The organism is Microbacterium sp. DWRC1-3, from assembly GCF_049896645.1.
GTDB lineage: Bacteria > Actinomycetota > Actinomycetes > Actinomycetales > Microbacteriaceae > Microbacterium > Microbacterium maritypicum.
In genome coordinates, this window is the sequence record NZ_JAFCUS010000001.1 from 2510678 (window position 1) to 2532105 (window position 21428).

Consider the following 21428-nt stretch of genomic DNA (forward strand, 5'->3'; position numbering starts at 1 on the left):
CCCGGCTCCTCCTACGCGCCGAGGGCGAGCTCGCGTCGCCGCATCAACGTCAGTGCTGCCGCGCCTCCTGCGGCCAGGGCGAGCACGAGCCACCACAGACCGCGCACGTCCACTCCGCCGCCGTCGACCACCGGGGTCACCGCGAACGGCGAGAGGTTCGCGCTCCACTCGGGCAGTCCGAACAGCGGCCCGAACATGCCGAGCAGGGCCGCCAGCAGCACGAGGCTCCACGCCACGGCGGTCGTCGCCCGCGGGAGCAGCACGAACACCAGGGCGGTCAGCACCGCGAAGATCGAGGCAGCGACCGCCTGCCCGAATCCGGCCACCGCCACGATGCGATAGAGCGACTCGTCGCCGCCGTTCGACCAGGCGCCGACCCACCCGGCGAGCACGGCGGCGGCGACGACGATCAGCACCGCGGCCACGCCGACCATCATGTAGTCGGCGAGCCAGCGCACGCGTCCGACCGGGGTGGCGAGCACGGCCTCGGCGGTGCCACGCGCCTCTTCCTGGCGGGCGCGCACCACGGTCTGCACCGCCGCGCAGGCGGCGAGGATGCCCAGCAGCGTGAAGAACACGGTCACCACGACCTCGTCGAGTCCTCCCGCGGCGCCGCCGATCTTCTTCAGGATGTCGGCGACGGCCGGGTTCTCGCCCGAGATCCGGTCGACCACCCCGCTCAGCGTCGTGGCGAGGAGGCCGGTGATGGCTCCGCCGATCGCCCATCCCACGATCGAACCGGAGGTGAGCCGCCACACCAGCGCGTGCGGCGACGCGAGCGCCGCTCGCGCCGAGACCCGGCCCGGGCGCTCCGCGACGAAGCCGGCATCGACGTCGCGCGCGGATTGCAGGGCGACGGATGCGCCGGCGAGCACGAGGCCGAAAGCGAAGCCGAGCAGCACCGGCCAGGCCAGATCGGTGTCGTAGGGGCGCGTCTGCTCGGCCCAGCCGAACGGCGAGAGCCAGGCGGGCCAGGCGCTCGTTATGCGGGTCAGGTCGTCGCTCGGAGTACCCGCCGCGTTGCCGATGCCGCGGATCAGGAAGGTCCCCACGAGGACCCAGATCGTCAGGGAGTTCGCCCCGCGCGATGTGCGCATGAGCTGCGCAGCGAACAGGCCGACGCCGAGGAACGCGATCCCGGTCGCGCCGGCCCCCGCCCCCGCGAGGAGGGAGCCCGCGGCCGGAAGCCCGGTGGCGATCAACGCGAGCGCGGTGAGCGCGGCCAGCACCACGTTCGCCAGGAGGCCGTGCACGATGGTCGCGATGGTCGGCAGTCGGCGTCCGGCCGGAGTGGCCCATACGAGCTCCGCCCGTCCCGCCTCCTCATCGCCGCGCGTGTGCCGCACCGCCAGGAAGGTGCTCATGAGCGCGGCGAGCAGCGCCAGCCACGGAAGGACCGCGAAGGCGAGGAAGGCTCCTTCGGACGTGCCGGAGGGCAGCCCGCGGAACATCAGGATCACGGGGTTCGCGAGTGCTGCGGCGAGGATGCTCTGCCGGTCGGCGACGGTCGCGTACGACTGGCTGACGCCGGCGTATCCCGCGAATGCCATGAGCGCGGTGCCCACGATCCATAGCGTCAGCTGCAGCCGGTCTCGTCGCAGCCGCTGTCGGAGCAGCACGCCGAATGCGGACATCACGCGCGACCCTTCAGGGCGCGACGCTCGCGACGGGTGGTGGGTGCCGCGTCATCGCGGCCGCCCTCTTCTGCGGCTTCGAGTGTGGCGAGGTCGTCGCCGTAGTGGCGCAGGAACAGCTCCTCGAGCGAGGGCGGGGCGACCCGGAGGTCATCGATGCCGAGCGCGGCGAGGGCGGGGAGCACGGTGGCCGTGCGGTCGCTGTCGACGGCGAGGCGGATGCGGTCGCCCTGCTGCTGGGCGTCGTGCACATCGGGGATGCGGGACACCTGGTCGAGGGTGGCCCCGGCGGGGGTGAACGACACGTCGCTGCGGGTGAGGTGTCGCAGCTGCGTGAGCGTGCCGGTCTCGACGATACGGCCGGCGCGGATGATCGACACCCGGTCGCACAGCTGCTCGACTTCGCTCATGATGTGGCTCGACAGCAGCACGGTCGCGCCGTTCGCATGGGCGCGGGCGACTTCGTGCTGGAAGATGACCGCCATCAGCGGATCGAGTCCGCTGGTGGGCTCGTCGAAGATGTAGAGGTCGGCGGGCACCGCGAACGCCGCGATCAACGCGACCTTCTGCCGGTTGCCCTTCGAGTAGGCGCGGCCCTTCTTGCGTGGGTCGAACTGGAAGGCGTCCAGGAGCCGCTTCTTCTCGCGCTGGTACCCGGGGTCGCTCGTGCGGGCCCCCCGCAGACGGGCGAGCAGATCGACGGCCTCGCCTCCGGACAGGTTCGGCCACACGCTGACGTCGCCGGGAACGTACGCAATGCGTCGATGCAGGTCGACGGCACGCTCCCAGGGGTCTTCGCCGAACACGGTCGCCTGGCCGGAGGTGCGCCGGGCGAGGCCGAGCAGGATGCGGATCGCGGTCGACTTGCCTGCCCCGTTCGGCCCCAGGAAGCCGTGCACCTGACCGTGCTCGACGGTGAGGTCGAGACCGTCGAGCGCATGCACGGTGCCGTAGTGCTTGGCGAGGTCCTGGGTGGCGATGACGGTGGCCATGCGCGGGAGCGTACGCCCGATTCATGAAGTTGTGAATCGGGCGAAGACGACGCATGCGAAATCCTCACGGCCCCCGCGTACAGTGGGCTGGTGCCGGAGTTCCCCTACAGCCGCCTGCGCCGCTGGCCCGACGTCGAGGCGGACAACCTCCAGGCGTATGACGCGACCGATCTGCTGCTCGTCGAACGGGCGCTCGCTCTCGATGCCCCGGGTTCCGAGACCGTCGTGATCGGTGACGAGTTCGGCGCGATCACCCTGGCGCTGACGGCTGCCGGACGGCACGGCATCCGGGTGCATCAGGACCTCGCGACCGGTCGTCGAGCCCTGAGCCGCAATGCCGAGGAGCTCGGGCTCGCCGGCTTCACCGCGCACGAGCTCGACGCCGAGCTGCTCGCCGGGGCGAAGGTCGTGCTGCTGCAGCTGCCGAAGGCACTCGCGGAACTCGAGGAGATCACGGATGCGGTGGTCCGCTGGGCGGCGTCCGACGTCGTGCTCATCGCGGGAGGTCGCGTGAAGCACATGACCCTCACCCAGAACGAGGTGCTCGGGCACCGTTTCGCCCAGGTGCAGGCCCAGCGCGCGGAGCGCAAGTCGCGGCTGATCGTGGCGTCGGAGCCGCTCCCCGCCCCGTCGACACCGCCGTTCCCCGTGAGCGCGCAGCACGACGGGCTCACTCTGGTGGCGCACGGCGGGGCCTTCGCGGGCGCGCGCCTCGACATCGGCACCCGGGTGCTGCTGGAGGTGCTCGGCGCTCAGGCGAGGGGGGCGGCGGTCGACGTGCTCGACCTCGGCTGCGGCACCGGGGCGCTCGCGGTCTCGTACGCGCTCGCCCATCCCGAGGCCCGCGTGACGGCGACCGACCGGTCGGCAGCGGCCGTGGCCTCCGCGCGGGCGACGGCGGCCGCGAACGGGGTCGCCGACCGGGTCGTGGTCACCCTCGACGACGCTGCCTCGGACGTCCCGGATGCGAGCGTCGACGTGGTGCTGCTGAACCCGCCGTTCCACCTCGGTGCGAGCGTCCACACGGGGGCGGCGACCCGCCTGTTCGAGGCCGCGGCGCGCGTGCTCCGACCCGGCGGAGAGCTCTTCACGGTCTACAACTCCTCGCTCGCGTATCGTCCGGAACTCACCCGGCTGATCGGTGCGACCACGCAGGTGACACGCACGGCGAAGTTCACCGTGACGCGCAGCATCCGCCGTTCCGACACGCCCGATTCCTGACGCCGGGGCCCTCGTCAGGGGGATTGTTGAATACCCGTGCAATTCCCCGGTCAGCCGCTGAAACTCGCGCAGGTCGAGCACCCGGGATTTGCCCCTGATCGGCCATTTCGTTACGTTGGAACGTGGGCCTGACGGCCCGAAGACCAGTCCGCGACCACGTCCTTCTTTCGATGAGCTGTGCTGCGAAGAGGCGTGGACGTACGGTCGATGCTCTATCGCGGCGGATCCGAAATCCGCCGCCTGTGCCGCCACAGCGATCATGTCGAACGGCCCCGAGAGCTCACCCGGGCGTAACCGAAGCAGGCTCAGCCACCCGAAGGCGAGCCGCGGGGGAAACGTGTCCGAAATCGCTCTCGAAGCGCGCAATCTGTACAAGGTTTTCGGTAAGAATCCGAGCACCGCCGTCCGTCGGTTGAAAGCCGGTGAGAGCCGCGCCGCCGTCGCGGATGCCGGTACCGCAGCGGTCATCGACGCCAGCTTCACCGTCAACCGCGGTGAGATCTTCGTCATCATGGGGCTGTCCGGATCAGGCAAGTCCACCATCATCCGCATGCTCAACGGGCTGCACGATGTAACCTCCGGAACCGTCACGGTGAACGGCGATCCCATCACGGGCATTCCGTCGTCGAAGCTCCGCGAGATCCGTCGCGACCGCATCTCGATGGTCTTCCAGCACTTCGCCCTGCTGCCGCACCGCTCCGTCGCCGCGAACGTCGCCTACCCGCTCGAGCTGAAGGGCGTCGGCAAGGTCGAGCGCCTGGCCAAGGCCGAGGAGATCCTGTCCCTGGTGGGTCTCGAGGGCCAGGGCGAGAAGCTCCCGTCCGAGCTCTCCGGTGGCATGCAGCAGCGCGTGGGGATCGCCCGCGCGCTCGCCGCCGACAGCGACATCCTGCTGATGGACGAGGCATTCAGTGCGCTCGACCCGCTGATCCGTCGCGAGATGCAGGAGCAGCTGCTCGAACTGCAGCAGAAGCTGCAGAAGACGATCGTCTTCATCACGCACGACCTGAACGAGGCCATGTTCCTCGGCGACCGGATCGCCGTGATGCGCGACGGCCGCATCGTGCAGATCGGCACCCCCGAGGACATCCTGATGGACCCGGCCAACGACTACGTCGAGCAGTTCGTGCAGGACGTCGACCGCGCTCGCGTGCTCACCGCCGCGAACGTGATGGAGCGCCCGCGCCCCGTCGTGCCGCACACCGCAGGTCCGCGCACCGCGCTGCGCCAAATGCGCGATGCGTACATGTCGGCGACCTACGTGGTCGGTCGCGACCGCCAGCTCGTCGGTGTCGTCACCGACCGGGATGCGGTCAAGCTCGTGCGCAACGGCGCGACCACTCTCGACTCGATCCTCAAGCCCGTGCTGCAGAGCGTGCGCGAGGACGAGGTGCTGATGAACCTGTTCGTCCCCGCCGTCGAATCGCCGCTGCCGCTCGCGGTGACCGATGCCGACGGCCGTCTGGTGGGCGTGATCCCGCGTGTGACCCTGCTCGCCGCCCTCGGCCCCGGCCCCGGAGCGACCGAGGAGATCACCCTCCCGCTGATGCCGATGCCGCAGGCCGAGATCGATGCCGTGCTCGATGACGGGTGGACCGCCGACCCGGCCGATGCCCCGACCACGGAGGAGGTGCGCTGATGGATGACTTCCGCATCCCCGTCGGAACCTGGATCGAATCCGGCGTCGACTGGATCAAGGACAACCTCGACGGTCTGCTCGACGTGATCTCGTTCGTGATGAGCTTCCTCGTCGACGGCCTCACGCGCATGCTGCTGACCCCGCACTTCGCGGTCATCATCGTGATCGCCGCGCTCATCGCCTGGGTCGTGCGCTCGTGGCAGCTCGCGATCGGAACGGTCGTCTCGTTCGGCCTGATCGTGGCGATGGATCTGTGGGTCCCCGCCATGCAGACCCTCGCGCTCGTGCTCGTCGCCGCCGTGATCGCGGTGCTGATCGCCGTGCCGCTGGGCATCTGGTCGGCACGCAACGCGACCGTGCGCGCGGTGCTCAAGCCCGTGCTCGACTTCATGCAGACCATGCCGGCGTTCGTGTACCTGATCCCGGCGATCGTGTTCTTCGGCATCGGCGTGGTGCCGGGCCTCGTGGCCACCGTGATCTTCGCGCTGCCCCCGGGCGTGCGACTGACCGAGCTCGGCATCCGCGGTGTCGACTCCGAGACCGTCGAGGCCGGACACGCGTTCGGTGCCAAGCCGGGTCAGATCCTGCGCGGCATCCAGCTCCCCCTCGCGATGCCGACCATCATGGCCGGTGTCAACCAGGTCATCATGCTCGCCCTGTCGATGGCGGTCATCGCCGGAATGGCGGGTGCGGACGGCCTCGGGAAGATGGTGGTCGAGGCGATCTCGACCATCAACATCCCCAAGGGTGTCGAGGCCGGTCTCGGCGTCGTGCTGATCGCCGTCTTCCTCGATCGCGTCACCGCAGCGCTGGGCGCACCGGGCGAGAACCGCTCCTCGCTGCTGGGCATGCTCGCGCGGCGCGGCACGCCGCGCGACGGTGGTGGCGGAACAGCATCCGCCCCCGCCCCCGAGGTCACCGCGCAGCAGGATGCCGCGGACGAGGCGGAGCGCGCTGCGACCTCGCCTCGCCGCAACGCCGTCGGCGGCGGAGTGCACTGAGAGTTTCACCCCTACGGAACAACACACATACGGAACCGAGAGAGAGAAATCACATGAAGAAGAAGATCCTCGCAATCACAGCAGTCGGCATCGCGGCATCCCTCACCCTCGCGGGATGCAGCGGCGACGGCGCCGGTGGCACGGGCGGCGACAGCAACGCCGACGACAAGGGCACGATCACCCTGGGCTTCCTGCCCTCGTGGACCGACGGCCTGAGCACCGCATACCTGCTGCAGGACCAGCTCGAGAAGATCGGCTACACGGTCGAGATGAAGACGCTCACCGAGGCGGGCCCGCTCTACACCGGCCTCGCGCAGGGTGATGTCGACATGTACCCGTCGGCCTGGCCCGAGCTCACCCACGCCACGTACATGGAGAAGTACGGCGACGACATCGAGGACCTGGGCAAGTACTACGACAACGCCAAGCTCACGCTCGCGGTGCCGGAGTACTCCGAGCTCACCTCGATCGAGGACCTCGTGGGCAAGGGCTCCGAGTTCGACGGCAAGATCTACGGCATCGAGCCGGGTGCGGGACTCACCGCGCAGACCCAGAAGATGATGCCCGAGTACGGACTCGACAGCGAGTACGAGCTGGTCACCTCGTCGACCGCGGCCATGCTCACCGAGCTGAAGACCGCGACCGACAAGCAGGAAGACATCGTCGTCACACTGTGGCGTCCGTTCTGGGCCAACGACGCCTTCCCCGTGAAGGACCTCGAAGACCCGAAGGGCGCGATGGGCAAGGCCGAGGGCCTGCACTTCCTGGGTACCAAGGGCTTCGCCGAGGAGTTCCCCGAGGCCGCAGAGCTGATCGAGAAGATCAAGCTCGACGACGAGCAGTACGGCGCGCTCGAGGACCTCGTGGTCAACGAGTACGGCGAGGGCAAGGAAGCGGATGCCGTCGACGCATGGCTGAAGCAGTACGGCGACCAGTTCGACTGGACCGTCACCAGCTGACCCGCCTCACGCACACGCCTCGCAGAGGTTCGCTCCGGTCGCACTTGCTGCCGCTTCCCGGTCCGCCGGGCGGCAGGAAGTGCGACCGGAGCTTCTGCGTTCCGGCGCCGGCACGACGGTCTCAGAGCGGGAGGACGATCGCGGCGATCAGGCCGCCGCCCTTGCGGGCCCGCAGGCGAACTTCGCCGCCGTGGGTCTTCGCGATGCTCTGCACGATCGCGAGCCCCAGCCCGGTGCCGTCGGGGCCGGTGGAGGTGCGGCTCGCGTCGCCACGATAGAACGGCTCGGTGAGCAGCTCCACGGTGGCGGGGGTGATCGGCGCCCCGGTGTTCTCGACCTCGATGATGGCACGACCACGCTCGCGTCGGCACCGCACCCACAGTTCGCCATCCGGCACGTTGTGGCGGATGGCGTTCTCGAGCAGGTTGCGCACGGCCCTGGCCAGCAGCACCGTGTCGCCATCGACCGTGAGCTCGCGCAGATTCGCGTGCACCGCGATCTCCCCGGCGCCGAGGTCTTCGACCTCGTCCTCGATGAGGGTGCGCAGCTCGACGGGTTCGACCTCGTCCAGCCCGGTGCGGGCTCGGGCGAGGGAGAGCAGGGCTGTGATGAGGCGCTCGCTCTGCTCGGTGGCGCGGAGGGCGCGCTGCATGTTCGCCTGCAGGTCTGCCGGCACCGCGCCCTGTTCGAGCGGGATCTCCAGGGCCGTCCTGGTCGTGGTCAGCGGGGTGCGCAACTCGTGCGAGGCGTTCGCCACGAAGCGATCCTGCGCGGTGAACGCCGACTGCAGCCGGTCCAGCATCCCGTCGATCGTGTCGCCCAGCTCCTTGATCTCGTCGTCGGGACCAGGCAGGTCGAGGCGGCGCCCGAGGTCGCGCTCCGAGATGTCCCGCGCCGCGGCGGTGACCTCCCCGATCCGGTCGAGGGAGCGTCGCGCGAGCCAGAACGCGATCGCGGCGGCGACACCGGTGAAGGCCACGAGCACCACGACCGACCACAACAGCAGCCCGCCGCCGACCTCATCCGCGAGGAACGTCGACTGTTGCAGCACCGCGCCCTCGACGGCGTCGATCGTCACCGTCTGCATCGGAGTGGCCGCCGGGAGCCCGGCGGCATCGGCGGTCTCTGCGAAGTACGCGCATCCGGTGCTGCTGTCCCCGTAGAGGAGCGTGCTGCTGTCGGTGAAGGGTGAGACGCCCTCGGGGTCGGTCGCGCTTGCCTCCTGCGAGATCTGAGTGATCGACATCGACGGCACGCAGGTCGCTGCGGTCGTGTTGATCGCGGAGGCGAACAGCGACTGCACCACCAGATACTGCACCGTGAGCAGGGCGGCGCCCGCGGCGATGAAGACTCCGGCGATGATGATCACCAGTCGGGTGCGGAAGCTCATGCGTCTCATTGCGTCCCCACTCGATAGCCGTGCCCCGCCGCGGAGTGGATGACCGCGGGTGAGCCGAGTTTGCGTCGCAGCGTGTGCACCACGATCTTGACCACGCCACGGGTGCGCTCGAGAGGTTCGTCCCACACCTCGTCGAGCAGATCGTCGGCGCTGACGTAGCCGCCCTCCGCGGCGAGCAGCGTCTCGAGCACCCCGAACTCCTTGAGCGTGAGCCGGATCGGGCTGCCGTCCCGCTCCACGATGCGGCGCACGACGTCGAGGCGCACGCCCGCGAACTCCAGGACCGCACTCGCCCGCGTCGACTGTCCGCGGCGACCGAGAGCGCGCAGGCGGGCCAGCAGCTCGACGTACGCGAACGGCTTGGCGAGGTAGTCGTCGGCGCCGAGATCGAGACCCTCGACGCGGTCGTTGAGAGTGCCGGCCGCGGTGAGCATGAGGATGCGCGCCGGATACTCCTGCGCCACGAGTGTGCGGCATACGGCATCGCCGCTCAGCACCGGCAGGTCGCGGTCGAGCACGATCACGTCCACATCGTTCGACGCGGCGGCGGTCAGGGCGCTCGCCCCGTCGCGTGCGACATCCACCAGGTAGCCCTCGCGGCGCAGGCCATCGGCGAGGGTGTCGGCCAGATCGACCTCGTCTTCCACCAGCAGCAGTCGCATGGCACCTCCCGTCTCCGAGGGTGCGCGCTGCGCGGTTAGTTTCCGGTTAGGCGGCGTCATACCCCCAGCAAACCAGCGCATCCGTAGAACTGACTGCACGTCGCGGATGAACTGCGACCGCGAGAAAGGGAAAGTCATGTTCGACTCGAAAGCACGCCGTTCCATGGTGGTGATGCCCGCTGTCTTCGCGCTCTTCGCGCTCTCGGCCTGCAGCGCCCCCTCCGGAGATGACAAGGCGAAGGACGGCGCGAACGATGCGGCCGCTGCCCGGTTCGTGACCTGCCTGACCGACGAAGGCCAGACGGCGAAGATCCTCGAAGGCGGCCAGGTGGGTCTGCTGATGCCGGATGTCGACGGCGGGGGATCCATGGGCACGCTCAGCGACAGCTCCGCATCGATCAGTGTCGGCGAGGGCGAGGAGATGCCCATGACGATGTTCTTTTCCGACGACGACGGCGCGTGGCTCGCCTCGACCGCGGCATCCGGCTATCCGGAGGAGGGAGGCCAGCGCGCCGCCTGGGAGACCTGCGAGCAGGAGGTCCCCGAGTTCACCCAGCCGGAGCCCGACGTCTCGATGAAGGAAGGGGCGCAGACCCAGATGATCTCTCCCGAGGAGCTCGCCGAGGCAGGACTCGCGTTCGCCTCGTGCGCCAGGGAGAACGGCTTCACCGACTTCGCCGATCCCGACGCCGACGGCATGCTCACGTTGCCCACGGGGATCACCGAAGACGAGGCGCGCACCCTTCTCGAGGCGTGCGCGGAGACCACAGGAGAGATGCCGCCCATGTTCACGCAGGAGAGCATTGAGGCGGCTGACTTCGACTGGTTCGCGCTGATGGGGGAGTTCTTCGACGGTATGTTCGCGGCAGCGTCCACCATCCCCTCCGGAGGCGACGAATGAGCCGCCGACTGACGAAGGTGCTGGTGCCGGTCGGGCTCCTGCTCGTGGCCGCCGCAGTGGCGCTGGCGGTGCTGCAGCCGTGGAGCTCGGTCGCCGAGTCTCCGGATGACGGCAAGAAGCCGGTCACCGCGAAGGCCGAGCTCACCACGCTCACCTCCGATCTGCGACTGAACGGAACCCTGAGCTACGGCGCGTCGATCGCCCTGCCGGGTCGTGGCGGAACGATCACGCGCCTGCCGACCGCGGGAGATGTGATCGGTGTCGGCCAGGCGATCTACGAGGTCGACGGGAGGCCGGTGATCGCGATGCGCGGCGACCGCCCGTTCTGGCGCGACCTCGGCGTCGGCGTCGACAAGGGCCCCGATGTCCGACAGCTCGAGCAGGCTCTCGCCGACCTCGGCTTCGGCAAGAACCTGACGGTGGACGACGAGTTCACCGCGGTCACCGAGACCAACGTCAAGGCCTGGCAGAAGTCGCTCGGCGTGCCGCAGGACGGCATCGTGAAATTGGGCGACGTCGTCGCGATCACCGCCTCTTCGGTGCGTGTCGAGTCGGTCACGGCGCAGCTGGGCGACCCGGCGGGCACGAGTCCGCTGAAGTACACCAGCACCACTTTGCGGGTCGTCGCCAAGCTCACCGATGCGCAAGCGCGTGAGATCCTGCCCGCGACCCGGGTGACCGTGGTCCTCCCGGACGGCACGGAGGTGCCGGCGACGGTGACCGCCGTCGACCCGGGCGGTCAGCCGACCGAGAAGGAGGGGGAGACCACGCCGGCCACCGCGAACGTCGAGTTCGACGACCCAGCTGTGGCGGAGGGGATCGGGCTGCGTGCGGTCAAGGTCGTGTTCGCCACCTCCGAGGTGAAGGACGCCCTGGTCGTGCCGGTAACCGCCCTGGTCGCGACGACCGACGGAGGCTACGCGGTCGACGTGCTGCGCAAGGGCGGCAAGATCGTGCGCGTCGCCGTGGAGGTCGGGCTGATCGCCGACACCAAGGTGCAGGTCACGGGCGGCGACCTCGCCGCCGGCGATGCCGTGGTGGTGGCGCGATGACGCCGGACACCGTGGTCGAGCTCGTCGACGTGATCAAGGAGTACCCGGGCAGCCCGCCGCTGCGCGTGCTGCACGGCATGAGCCTCGCGATCGAGAGCGGCGAGCTGGTGGCCGTGGTCGGAGCATCCGGATCGGGAAAGAGCACGATGCTCTCGATCATGGGAACCCTCGACGACCCCACCAGTGGCACCGTGCTGATCGATGGGACGGATGCCGCAGTCCTCGCCGAACGAGACCGGGCGGTCCTGCGCGCTCGCCGCATCGGATTCGTGTTCCAGCAGTTCTTCCTGCTGCCGGCCCTCAGTGCGCTCGACAACGTCGCACTCGGGCTCCTCTATTCGGGAGTCCCCGCGACGGAGCGCTCGGTGCGGGCGGCTGCGGCCCTGGAGCGGGTCGGCCTCGGCGCTCGGATGAAGCACCGGCCGGGTCAGCTCTCGGGCGGCGAGCAGCAGCGGGTCGCGATCGCCCGGGCGATCGTCGGGAACCCGTCGGTGCTCTTCGCCGATGAGCCCACGGGCGCGCTCGACTCGACGACGGGCGAGCACATCCTCGAGCTGCTCACCTCGATCGCGGGCGCCGGTACCGCGGTCGTGATCATCACGCATGATCCGCACATCGCCGAGCGCACGCAGCGGCAGGTCAGCATCCACGACGGGCGCATCGTGAGCGACACCGGCTCATCAGAGAAGGAAGAGGTCGCGGCATGAGGCGGAGGGGAGAGCGGATGCCGCGGCTGAGCGCTGCGGACAGCATCCGCACGGCGCTCATCGGACCGCGCAGCCGCAAGATGCGTACGGCGCTGTCGGCGCTCGGCGTCGCTGTGGGCATCGCGGCACTCACCGCGATCACCGGCATCGCCGCCTCGAATCAGGCCGAGCTGCTGGCGAAGCTCGATGCGCTCGGCGCCAACATGATCGTGGTGCAGCCGGGCTACGGGCCGGACAACAAGCCGGTCGCGCTGCCGGAGACGGCCGCGGGCATGATCGAACGGGTGAAGGGGGTCGAGCAGGTCGGGGTGCTCGAGAAGGTGCCGGACGGCACCGGCGTGTACCGCAACGACCTCATGCCGAAGAGCCAGGGCAACGGACTGACGGCGTATGCGGCGAGTCCCGACTTCCTGTCGTCGGTGGAGGGATCAGTGGCGAAGGGGTCGTGGTTCGACGAGACCGACCGCTCGCTGCCGGTGACCGTGCTGGGGTCGGCTGCGGCTGCGCGCATGGGCATCACGGAGCCGGGTGTGCGGGTGTGGATCGGCGAGCAGTGGTACACCGTGATCGGGATCCTCGATTCGGCGGGACTCGCCGAATCGATCGACGCGAGCGCGTTCCTCGGCGATCACTGGGCGGCCGAGCACGTGTCGGCTGAGGGCGATGACACGATCGCCTCGATCTACGTGCGCATGACCGACGGGGGCACGGGCGAGAAGGTCCGTGATGCGATCGCCCGTGCGGCGAATCCGTCGTCCCCGTATGTGCAGGTGACCGGACTCGGCGACCTCGCCGGGGCGCGGGACACCGCGGATGACTCGCTGTCCGGCCTCGCGGTCGGACTTGCGGCGATCGCTCTGCTGGTCGGAGGGATCGGCATCGCGAACACCATGGTGGTGGCGGTGCTGGAGCGGCGCGGCGAGATCGGACTCCGACGGGCGCTCGGCGCGCGTTCGGGTCAGATCGCGGGTCAGTTCGTGGCGGAGGCGATCGTGCTCGGCGGCCTGGGGGGCCTGGCCGGGCTGCTGCTCGGTGCCGCGGGTGTGTTCGTCTACGCCGGCATCCAGGGTCAGGCAGCGACGATACCCCTCGTGGTGCTCGTCGGCGGCCCGCTCGTGGCGCTGGTGGTCGGCGTGATCGCGGGGCTGTATCCGGCGATCAGTGCCGCGCGGCTGTCGCCCACCTCGGCGTTGCGCACGGTCTGAGCGTCAGCGCACTCCGGAGCGGAGCTCTCGGCGTCGGGAGGAGCATCCGAGCGCGGCGAAACGCCCCGGCCGGGTCGAGTGACCCGGTCGGAGCGTCCCGTCTCGCTGGGTGAAGATCAGCTGACCTTCTTCCGGTAGGAGATGATCGCGAACACGTAGGCGACCACGAGAATGCCGACGCACCAGGCGAGGGCCACCCAGATGTCGGAGCCGACGGGCTTCTCGGCGAACAACGCCTGGACGGTGTTGACGATCGAGGTGACGGGCTGGTTGTCGGCGAACCACTGCACCGGAGCCGGCATGGTGTCGGTCGGCACGAACGCCGAGCTGATGAACGGCAGGAAGATCAGCGGGTAGGAGAACGCACTCGCGCCGTCGACCGTCTTGGCGTTCAGACACGCGATGATCGCCAGCCAGGTGAGTGCCAGGGTGAACAGCATCAGGATGCCGATCACTCCGAGCCAGGCCCACAAGCTCGCCCCGGTGCGGAAACCCATCAGGAATCCGACGCCGAAGATGATCGCCAGGGTGATGGCGTTCGCCGTCAGCGACGTGAGCACGTGTGCCCACAGCACGCTCGATCGGGCGATCGGCATGGAGTGGAACCGCTCGAAGATGCCGCTCTGCATGTCGGTGAACAGCCGGAACGCCGTGTACGCGATGCCCGAGGCGATCGCGATGAGCAGGATGCCGGGGAGCAGGTAGTTCACGTAGTTGTCGGTGCCGGTGCTCTGCTGGAGCGCACCGCCGAAGACGTAGACGAAGAGGAGCATCAGCGCGATCGGGGTGACCGCCGTGGTGATGATCGTGTCGGGGCTGCGGAAGATGTGCCGCATGGAGCGGCCGGTGAGTGTCGCCGTGTCGGCGGCGAAGTGCGTGGTCATGCCGCATCCTCCTTCTTGGAAGTGGTGCCGACGAGGGTGAGGAAGATCTCCTCCAGAGTGGGCTGCTTCTCGACGTACTCGACCTTCGCGGCCGGGAGCAGCTTCTTCAGCTCGGCGAGTGTGCCGCCGGCGATGATGCGGCCCTCGTGCAGGATCGCGATGCGGTCGGCCAGATGTTCGGCCTCGTCGAGATACTGCGTGGTCAGCAGCACGGTCGTGCCCGTGTTCGCGAGTTCCTTGACCACGCCCCACACTTCGATGCGGGCTTCGGGGTCGAGGCCCGTGGTCGGCTCGTCGAGGTAGATGACCTCGGGGTGTCCGACCAGGCTCATCGCGATGTCGAGCCGGCGACGCATGCCGCCGGAGTAGGTGCCGACCTTGCGGGCGCCGGCATCTGTCAGGCGGAAGGTCGCCAGCAGGTCGTCGGCGACCTTCCCGGCGTCCGGCAGGTGCCGCAGCTTCGCGACCAGCACGAGGTTCTCGCGTCCGGTGAGGATCTCGTCGACCGCGGCGAACTGTCCGGTGAGGCTGATGCGCTCACGCACGCCCACCGGGTTCGCGGCGACATCGATGCCCTGCACGGTCGCGGTTCCGGCATCCGACTTCAGCAGGGTGGAGAGGATGCGCACCACGGTGGTCTTGCCGGCGCCGTTCGAGCCGAGGAGGGCGAAGATGCTGCCCTTCTCCACCTCGAAGTCGACGCCGCGCAGCACGTGCAGATCTCTGTACGACTTCTCGATGCCGCGCACCGAGATGGCTGCATCCGTCATGATTGCTCCTTCTTCTTCGCGTCGTCGAACGCCTTGATGAGACGCGTGCGCTCCTTGTCGATCCACTGCCGCCCGCCGTAGGCCGCCGCGTAGTTCTCGGCGAACTCGACCGGGTCGTCGCCGACGATCGCGCTGACGGGGGTGCCGTCGATCGCGGCCCGCTCCCACAGGTCGGCGATGTCGAGGAACATCTGCACGATGATGTCGCCGTCGGTGACGCCGCCGTAGTACATGTTGTAGCGCTGCTGGGCCTTCGCGACCTCGCGATAGGGCTCGGGCAGGGCGTTGATGCGGGCCTGGGCCTGCTTGTACTGCTTCTTCTCCTCGAGCGATCCGGTGAGCGCTTCGATCCACTTCGCGGCCATGATCAGTTCTCCTTGCTCTGGGTGTTGCTCTTGTTGTCGGTGTGGGTCTGCTTCAGCTGCGCGATGCGCTGCGCGAGGAAGTCCCAGGTCTTCCAGAACTCCTCGAGCTCCTGCCGGCCCTGCGCGTTCAGGGTGTACACCTTGCGGGGCGGCCCCTTCTCGCTCGGGACCTTCTCGACGTCGACGAGGTTCTTCTGCTCGATGCGCACGAGGAGCGCGTAGATGGTGCCCTCGGCGGTGTCGGTGAACCCGTGCGCGCGCAGCCGTGTGGTGATCTCGTACCCGTACGCGGGCTGCTCGGCGAGGAGGGCCAGGACGATGCCCTCCAGAGTGCCCTTGAGCATCTCGGTCATCTGCTTGCCCATCGGGTTCCCCTTTCGTGTCGGTTGGTACTCAGTGTTGCCGAGTACTGGTACAAAGTAACACTGAGTACCGGTACTTAGCAACACCGATTACTGGGCTTGTTTTTCCGAGAGCAAGCATCGAGACCCATCGCGCGCGTCGAGACCCACGCCCGCGTGCGTCCGCGCCGGTGGGTATCGGCGATGGGCGTGGGTCTCGACGCTGGGGGGCTGGGCGCGGGACGCGGTCAGCTGCGCAGGTAGGCGAGCACGGCGAGCACGCGCCGGTGGCCGCTGTCGCTGGAGGCGAGGCCGAGCTTGGCGAAGATGTTGCCGATGTGCTTGCTCACCGCGGTCTCGGTCACGAAGAGTCGCCCGGCGATGGTGCCGTTGTCGAGGCCTTCGGCCATGAGCCCGAGCACCTCGCGCTCGCGGGGGTGAGCGTCTGCACCGGGTCGTCGGCGCGACGCCTGCTCATCAGCTGCGAGATGACCTCGGGATCCATCACCGTGCCGCCGGCTGCCACGCGATGCAGGGCGTCGACGAAGGAGGCGACCTTGCCCACGCGCTCCTTGAGCAGGTAGCCGAGTCCGTCGGCTCCGGCCGCCAGCAGCTCACCGGCGTAGCGGTCCTCGACATACGCCGACAGCACCAGCACGGGGAAGCCGGGGCGGCGGGCACGGGCTTCGGCGGCGGCCTTGAGCCCTTCGCTCGTGAAGGTGGGCGGCATGCGCACATCGACCACCGCGGCATCCGCCTCGTCGAGCCGTGCGAGGAACGCCTCGGCGTTGTCGACGGCCGCCACCACCTCGAACCCCTCGCTGCGCAGCAGCAGGGCCAGCCCTTCGCGCAGCAGGGTGTCGTCTTCGGCGATCACGATCCGCATGGAAGCTCCGCTCTCAGGATGGTGGGTCCGCCGACCGGGCTCGTCAGCTCCAGCGCACCCTCGAAGGCCTCGATGCGGCGACGGATGCCGGCCACCCCGCCACCGGGACGCTCGACGGCTCCGCCCACGCCGTCGTCCTCGACCGTGATGCGCAGGATCTCGCCCTCGCGCACGACCCGCACCGCGGCGCGCGTCGCCTCGCTGTACTTGCTGACGTTCGTGAGGGCCTCGGCCACCACGAAGTAGCTGGCCGATTCGACGGCCGCGGGCACGCGTCCGACCTCGTCCGCCTCGATCGTGCACGGCACGACGCTGCGCCCGGCGAGCGAGGTCAGCGCCCCTTCCAGACCCAGCTCGTCGAGGATCGGCGGGTAGATGTCATGCACCGTGCGGCGGAGCCCGGCGAGCGCATCGGTCGCCGCATCCTGCGCTCGCCGCAGCGGTTCGAGCACGTCGCCCCCGGTCTCCTGGGCGCGCTCGGCGATCCCGAGCATCATCACCACGTTCACCAGGCGGTTCTGCGCGCCGTCGTGCAGGTCGCGCTCGATGCGGCGCAGCTCGGCCGCGTGGGCATCGAGCGCCGCGGCACGGCTGAGGGTCAGGGCATCGACACGGGCGGCGAGGCGCGACTTCTCGGGGGTCGCGAGGAGCTTCGCCGACACGAACGACACCAGCCGTGCGACCGCGGGGATCAGGAACGCCGCGACGATCGCATACCCGAGCGCGAGCAGAGGCTGCGTCGCCGCGAGTTCCCACGATGTGACCGGATAGACAGAACCGACCGGATCATCGGCGGGTGCGAACTGCCAGTAGTAGGTGATGGCGAGGGTGTTGACCGCGGCGATGGGGAGCGAGATCGTCAGCAGTGACACGAACAGCACGGGCAGCCCCTGCACCGCGAGCCACAGCACGTCGCGGCCGGTGGCGCGCGAGAACGCGAAGCGCAGACGATCGTCGATGGTCGACCCCGGCGGAAGCACATGGCCGATCGGTGCCAGCTCCACGCCCCGGTAGGCGCCGACGCGGCGACGGTTCAGATCCGTCCATCGGTGCAGGCCCTGCACGGCCTCGGGCATCACCAGCACGCCGCCGGTGAGGGCCATGAAGGGAAGCAGGACGATCGCCAGGCAGAGGAACACCACCGAGGCGATCGAGACTCCGGCCTCGACGGCCAGATACCCCCACGCACGCAGCCAGCGGCGCATCCATCCGTCCTTCACTCTCACAGTCTGCCCGAGGGCTCGTGGCGGCACGGTATAGCCAGCACCACCATCGATGCGGCAGCGGGCGGGATGGGGTGCCGCATCGGCCGTCCCTAGCGTCGAATCATGACCTTCACACCACTCGCCCCCGCCGTCGACGCGCGGCCCTCCGAAGCGCTGCGGCTGCAGTCCGTCGTCAAGACCTACGGCTCAGGCGCCAGCTGCGTCACGGCTCTGCGGGGCGTCGACCTCGCCATCGCGAAGGGCACGTTCACGGCGATCATGGGCCCCTCGGGGTCGGGCAAGAGCACGCTGCTGCACAGTGCCGCCGGACTCGACCGACCGAGCAGCGGCACCGTGCACCTCGGCGGGACCGAGATCTCGGGGCTGAAGGCGCGACAGCTCACGGCCTTCCGGCGCGATCACGTGGGCTTCGTGTTCCAGGCGTACAACCTGCTGCCGGCCCTCGACGTCGAGGACAACATCACCCTGCCGCTGCGGCTCGGCGGTCGCCGGCTCGAAGCCCGGTGGCTCGACTTCCTCCTCGACGCCGTGGGTCTCACCGAGTACCGTCGTCGCCGTCCTTCCGAGCTCTCCGGCGGTCAGCAGCAGCGGGTGGCGATCGCACGCGCGCTCATCACCCGGCCCCACGTGGTGTTCGGCGACGAGCCGACCGGCGCGCTCGACTCGCGCTCCGGCAAGCAGGTTCTCGACCTGCTCGCCCACACCGCGAGGGAGCTGGACCAGACGGTCGTGGTCGTGACGCACGACCCGGTGGTCGCCTCGCACGCCGATCGGGTGATCTTCCTCGCCGACGGAGCCTTCGCCGGATACCTCGACGGCGCCGACCCGGCCCAGATCAACGACCGCATGAGCGCATTGGGGGAATGGTGATGTCGGCGTCTCTGGGCTTGGGTCGACTCGTCGGTGCTGACCTTCGTCACCACCGTGGCAGCTTCGTCGGGGTGGCGGTGGCCGTGTTCGTCGCGAGCGCGCTCGTGACGGGGCTCGGGGTGCTCGTCGAGTCCGGCATGCGTGGAGGGCTGGCACCCGAGCGCTACGCCGCGGTCGACGTGGTGGTCGGTGCACCGCAGCAGGTGGATGTGCCGCAGGATCTGCCGGTTCCGCTGCGGGAGCGCGTGCCGCTGCCCGCTGACGCGGTGCGCGACATCGCCGCCCTCCCCGGAGTCGACCGCGTCGTTGTCGATGTCACCATCCCGCTCGTGCGGCAGGATGCGGGAGCGGAGGCCGCGGATGCCGGATCCGCCGTGATCGAGGCGCACCCCTGGCCGGCCACTGCACTCACGGGCTTCGAGCTGCGAGAAGGGCAGGAGCCCGCCGCAGCGGACGAGGTCGTCGTCACCGCCGGAAGCGGGCATGCCGTGGGCGACACGGTCGTCCTGGCTCACGGTGGCGTGCCGTCGGAGTATCGCGTCGTCGGCGAGGTCGTCGCTTCCCAGGCGCCGGAGCGGGCCTCGCACGTGTTCCTCAGCGAGAATCGCATCGACGAGCTCGACCCGCACGAGGGCGCTGCACAGGCGCTCGGCGTCTTCGTCTCCGGGGCAGATCCCGAGCAGACGGCGACCGCGATCCGCGAGGCGTTCCCCGGCCTGAGCGCCCGCACCGGCGACAGTCGAGGAGACGTCGAGTTCCTCGACTCCGGTGCCGCTCGGTCGACGCTCGTGTCCATCGGCAGCGCATTCGTCGGCACGTGCATCCTCGTGGCGATGTTCATCGTGGCGGGCACCCTGTCGCTGTCGGTACAGTCGCGACGTCGTGACTACGCGCTGCTGCGGGCGGTCGGGGCGAGTCCGTCCCAGGTGCATGCGCTCGTCGCCCGTGAGGTGCTGTGGGTCTCGGTGGTCGCCGTGCTGCTGGGACTCGCGCCGGGATACCTGCTCTCGAGCGTGCTGCAGTCGGCCTTCGTGGCAGCCGGCGTGATCCCCGGCGATTTCGCGCTGGCCGTCGGCCCGCTCCCCGCGGTCGGAGCCGTGCTGCTCGTGCTCGCCTCCGCCTGGGGCGCCGCGCGCATCGCGGCGTCTCGGGTGGCGAAGCTCGATCCCGTCGAGGCTCTGCGGGAGTCGACGACGGGTGCTCCGGCCATCGGCCTGCCGCGCATCATCATCGGAATCGTGCTGGCCGCCGCCGGGATCTCGGTGTCGACCGTGCCGCTCGTGGTGCGCGGGCAGATCGCCGCCGGTGCTGCCGGTGGCGCTGTCATGCTGCTGATCATCGCGCTCGCGGTGCTCGGACCGTGGCTGGTGTCGCTGAGCGTCCGACTGATCGGAACCGTGCTGCGCCGGATGTCATCCGCGGGATTCCTCGCCTCCGCGAACGCTGCGGCGAACAGCAGGCGCCTCGCCTCCGCTATCCTGCCGATCGCCCTCGGCATCGGGCTGGGGCTCGTGCAGATCGGTGCGCCGTCGATCATCGCGGCGGAGGCGGCGACGCAGGCCAGTGCCGGTGTCATCGCCGACCTGCGCGTGACGGCACCCACGGGTCTCTCGCCTGAGGCCGTCGACGCGATCCGCGAGACCCCGGGGGTGGGCGAGGCATCAGGGGTCGCGCTGAGCACGGCGGTGCTCGACTCCCACGATCTGGAGGGCAAGCTCGAGCGCTCGGAGCACGTGCTGCAGGGCCTGGATCCCCGAAACGTCGCGCACGCCCTGGATCTGCGCGTGCGGGAGGGGTCGCTGGCGGAACTCGACGGCACCACCACGGTCGCGGTGAGCACGGATGCCGCGCAGGTGCTCGGGGTCGGCATCGGCGGCGCGGTCGTCGGACATCTCGGCGACGGCTCGCCCTTCGCGGCGACGGTCGTCGCGGTGTACGAGCGGGGTCTCGGATTCGGCGACCTCGCCATGGCCGCCGACGCGGTCAGGGCGCACACCACCATCGGTCTCGACTCCTTCGCACTCGTCACGGTCGAAGAGGGCGCATCGGACGAGGTGCGTGCCGCGCTGGGCGCTCGCGGTCTGCTGGTGAGCGACCGGTCGGGGCAGGAGGCCGCCGGCGCGGCCACGCAGTCCCAGAACGGGTGGACGGGTCTCATCGCGCTGCTGGTGATCCTCGGGTACATCGCGATCGCCGTGGTGAACACCCTCGTGATGGCGACGGGCGAGCGCTCGCGCGAACTGGCACTGCTGCAGCTGATCGGGTCGTCGCGAGGGCAGGTGCGCTCGATGATGCGGATCGAAGCCCTGCTCGTCGCGGTTATCGCCATGGTGTTCGGGGTGGTCGTCGCCCTGCCTCCGCTGATCGGCATGAGCATGGGCATCTCGGGGCAGCCGCTGCCTGTGCTGCCCGTGCTCGGATCGCTGGCGATCATCGCAGGGATGGGCGCGCTGGCCCTCGTGGCGATGTGGATCGGGACCACGGCGACCATGCGCACGCGTCCGATAGACGAGATCGGCTCCCGCCAGTAGGCCCCGCGGGGCCGGGGCGCACCGAGTCATCGGTGCGCCCTTCTGCGTGGGGTGAAAAGGCGGGGTGAATTCTCCGGGATCGGCGGGGCCGCGTGTCGGGGGCCGGGCAGGCTGGACTTGTCCCGGATCGAGTTCGTCATGCCCGAATGACGCTCGGCGGTCGCCTGAGGGGGCGGGGGCTTC

19 protein-coding genes and 1 pseudogene are annotated in these 21428 nt (G+C 69.5%); 10 read left to right on the top strand and 10 right to left on the bottom strand.

The genetic code is table 11. The annotated features are described in order from the left end of the window. Positions 1-11: 11 nt before the first annotated feature. Positions 12-1634, bottom strand: coding sequence for an ABC transporter permease (locus ACP699_RS12195; RefSeq protein WP_426171576.1), 1623 nt, complete (start codon positions 1632-1634; stop codon positions 12-14). Continuing rightward, positions 1634-2626: an ATP-binding cassette domain-containing protein gene (locus tag ACP699_RS12200; protein ID WP_426171349.1), complete on the bottom strand. Its 993-nt coding sequence runs from the start codon at positions 2624-2626 to the stop codon at positions 1634-1636. The genes ACP699_RS12195 and ACP699_RS12200 overlap by 1 nt, the downstream gene beginning before the upstream one ends. A 90-nt stretch (positions 2627-2716) precedes the next feature. On the opposite strand from ACP699_RS12200, the gene ACP699_RS12205 reads away from it, so the two are divergent. The 4 genes from ACP699_RS12205 to ACP699_RS12220 all read left to right on the top strand — a co-directional run bounded on the left by ACP699_RS12205 (position 2717) and on the right by ACP699_RS12220 (position 7446). Next, entirely contained in the window at positions 2717-3847 is a 1131-nt protein-coding gene (locus ACP699_RS12205; RefSeq protein WP_426171351.1) for a class I SAM-dependent methyltransferase, read from the top strand. A gap of 337 nt (positions 3848-4184) precedes the next feature. Continuing rightward, complete coding sequence (locus ACP699_RS12210; protein ID WP_017830050.1) at positions 4185-5486, top strand: quaternary amine ABC transporter ATP-binding protein; 1302 nt, start codon at positions 4185-4187, stop codon at positions 5484-5486. Continuing rightward, positions 5486-6487, top strand: coding sequence for an ABC transporter permease (locus tag ACP699_RS12215; RefSeq protein WP_426171353.1), 1002 nt, complete (start codon positions 5486-5488; stop codon positions 6485-6487). The genes ACP699_RS12210 and ACP699_RS12215 overlap by 1 nt, the downstream gene beginning before the upstream one ends. Before the next feature lie 53 nt (positions 6488-6540). Next, positions 6541-7446: a glycine betaine ABC transporter substrate-binding protein gene (locus ACP699_RS12220; RefSeq protein WP_055871845.1), complete on the top strand. Its 906-nt coding sequence runs from the start codon at positions 6541-6543 to the stop codon at positions 7444-7446. Between the two features lie 121 nt (positions 7447-7567). Here ACP699_RS12220 and ACP699_RS12225 read toward each other — a convergent pair whose 3' ends face one another. Continuing rightward, entirely contained in the window at positions 7568-8836 is a 1269-nt protein-coding gene (locus ACP699_RS12225) for a sensor histidine kinase (RefSeq protein ID WP_426171356.1), read from the bottom strand. Positions 8837-8841: 5 nt separating this feature from the next. Beyond that, positions 8842-9507: a response regulator transcription factor gene (locus ACP699_RS12230; RefSeq protein WP_055871851.1), complete on the bottom strand. Its 666-nt coding sequence runs from the start codon at positions 9505-9507 to the stop codon at positions 8842-8844. Positions 9508-9679: 172 nt separating this feature from the next. Between ACP699_RS12230 and ACP699_RS12235 the strand changes: the two genes are divergently transcribed. Genes ACP699_RS12235 through ACP699_RS12250 form a run of 4 tightly spaced genes read left to right on the top strand, consistent with a single transcriptional unit; the run spans position 9680 to position 13372 of the window. Further along, positions 9680-10408 carry a hypothetical protein gene (locus tag ACP699_RS12235; RefSeq protein ID WP_426171359.1) on the top strand — a complete coding sequence of 243 codons (729 nt, stop codon included), beginning with the start codon at positions 9680-9682 and terminating at the stop codon, positions 10406-10408. Continuing rightward, positions 10405-11460, top strand: a complete 1056-nt coding sequence (locus ACP699_RS12240) for a peptidoglycan-binding protein (protein ID WP_426171361.1) — start codon at positions 10405-10407, stop codon at positions 11458-11460. The genes ACP699_RS12235 and ACP699_RS12240 overlap by 4 nt, the downstream gene beginning before the upstream one ends. Then, positions 11457-12167, top strand: a complete 711-nt coding sequence (locus ACP699_RS12245; protein WP_426171363.1) for an ABC transporter ATP-binding protein — start codon at positions 11457-11459, stop codon at positions 12165-12167. Before ACP699_RS12240 ends, ACP699_RS12245 begins: the two co-directional genes overlap by 4 nt. 17 nt (positions 12168-12184) lie before the next feature. Next, positions 12185-13372 (top strand): ABC transporter permease, encoded by a 1188-nt coding sequence (locus tag ACP699_RS12250; protein ID WP_314475498.1) that lies wholly within the window; start codon positions 12185-12187, stop codon positions 13370-13372. Between the two features lie 116 nt (positions 13373-13488). Here the strand turns inward: ACP699_RS12250 and ACP699_RS12255 are convergent, their stop codons facing one another. From ACP699_RS12255 to ACP699_RS12280, 6 genes and pseudogenes are all read right to left on the bottom strand, one after another. After that, complete coding sequence (locus tag ACP699_RS12255) at positions 13489-14256, bottom strand: ABC transporter permease (RefSeq protein WP_426171366.1); 768 nt, start codon at positions 14254-14256, stop codon at positions 13489-13491. Further along, positions 14253-15026: an ABC transporter ATP-binding protein gene (locus ACP699_RS12260; RefSeq protein WP_288969915.1), complete on the bottom strand. Its 774-nt coding sequence runs from the start codon at positions 15024-15026 to the stop codon at positions 14253-14255. Before ACP699_RS12260 ends, ACP699_RS12255 begins: the two co-directional genes overlap by 4 nt. After that, a complete protein-coding gene (locus ACP699_RS12265) occupies positions 15023-15391 on the bottom strand; it encodes a DUF1048 domain-containing protein (RefSeq protein ID WP_017830056.1) in 369 nt (122 codons plus the stop codon). Before ACP699_RS12265 ends, ACP699_RS12260 begins: the two co-directional genes overlap by 4 nt. 2 nt (positions 15392-15393) lie before the next feature. Continuing rightward, positions 15394-15756, bottom strand: a complete 363-nt coding sequence (locus ACP699_RS12270) for a PadR family transcriptional regulator (protein ID WP_055871877.1) — start codon at positions 15754-15756, stop codon at positions 15394-15396. Positions 15757-15980: 224 nt separating this feature from the next. Next, positions 15981-16618 (bottom strand): annotated as a pseudogene (locus tag ACP699_RS12275) (response regulator). Continuing rightward, positions 16606-17838 (bottom strand): sensor histidine kinase, encoded by a 1233-nt coding sequence (locus ACP699_RS12280; RefSeq protein ID WP_426171369.1) that lies wholly within the window; start codon positions 17836-17838, stop codon positions 16606-16608. Before ACP699_RS12280 ends, ACP699_RS12275 begins: the two are co-directional and overlap by 13 nt. A 108-nt stretch (positions 17839-17946) precedes the next feature. Here ACP699_RS12280 and ACP699_RS12285 point away from each other — a divergent pair, with 108 nt between their 5' ends. Together ACP699_RS12285 and ACP699_RS12290 are read left to right on the top strand one after the other, a co-directional pair. After that, positions 17947-18714, top strand: a complete 768-nt coding sequence (locus tag ACP699_RS12285; protein ID WP_426171371.1) for an ABC transporter ATP-binding protein — start codon at positions 17947-17949, stop codon at positions 18712-18714. Then, complete coding sequence (locus ACP699_RS12290; RefSeq protein WP_426171373.1) at positions 18714-21245, top strand: ABC transporter permease; 2532 nt, start codon at positions 18714-18716, stop codon at positions 21243-21245. The genes ACP699_RS12285 and ACP699_RS12290 overlap by 1 nt, the downstream gene beginning before the upstream one ends. Positions 21246-21428: the final 183 nt, after the last annotated feature.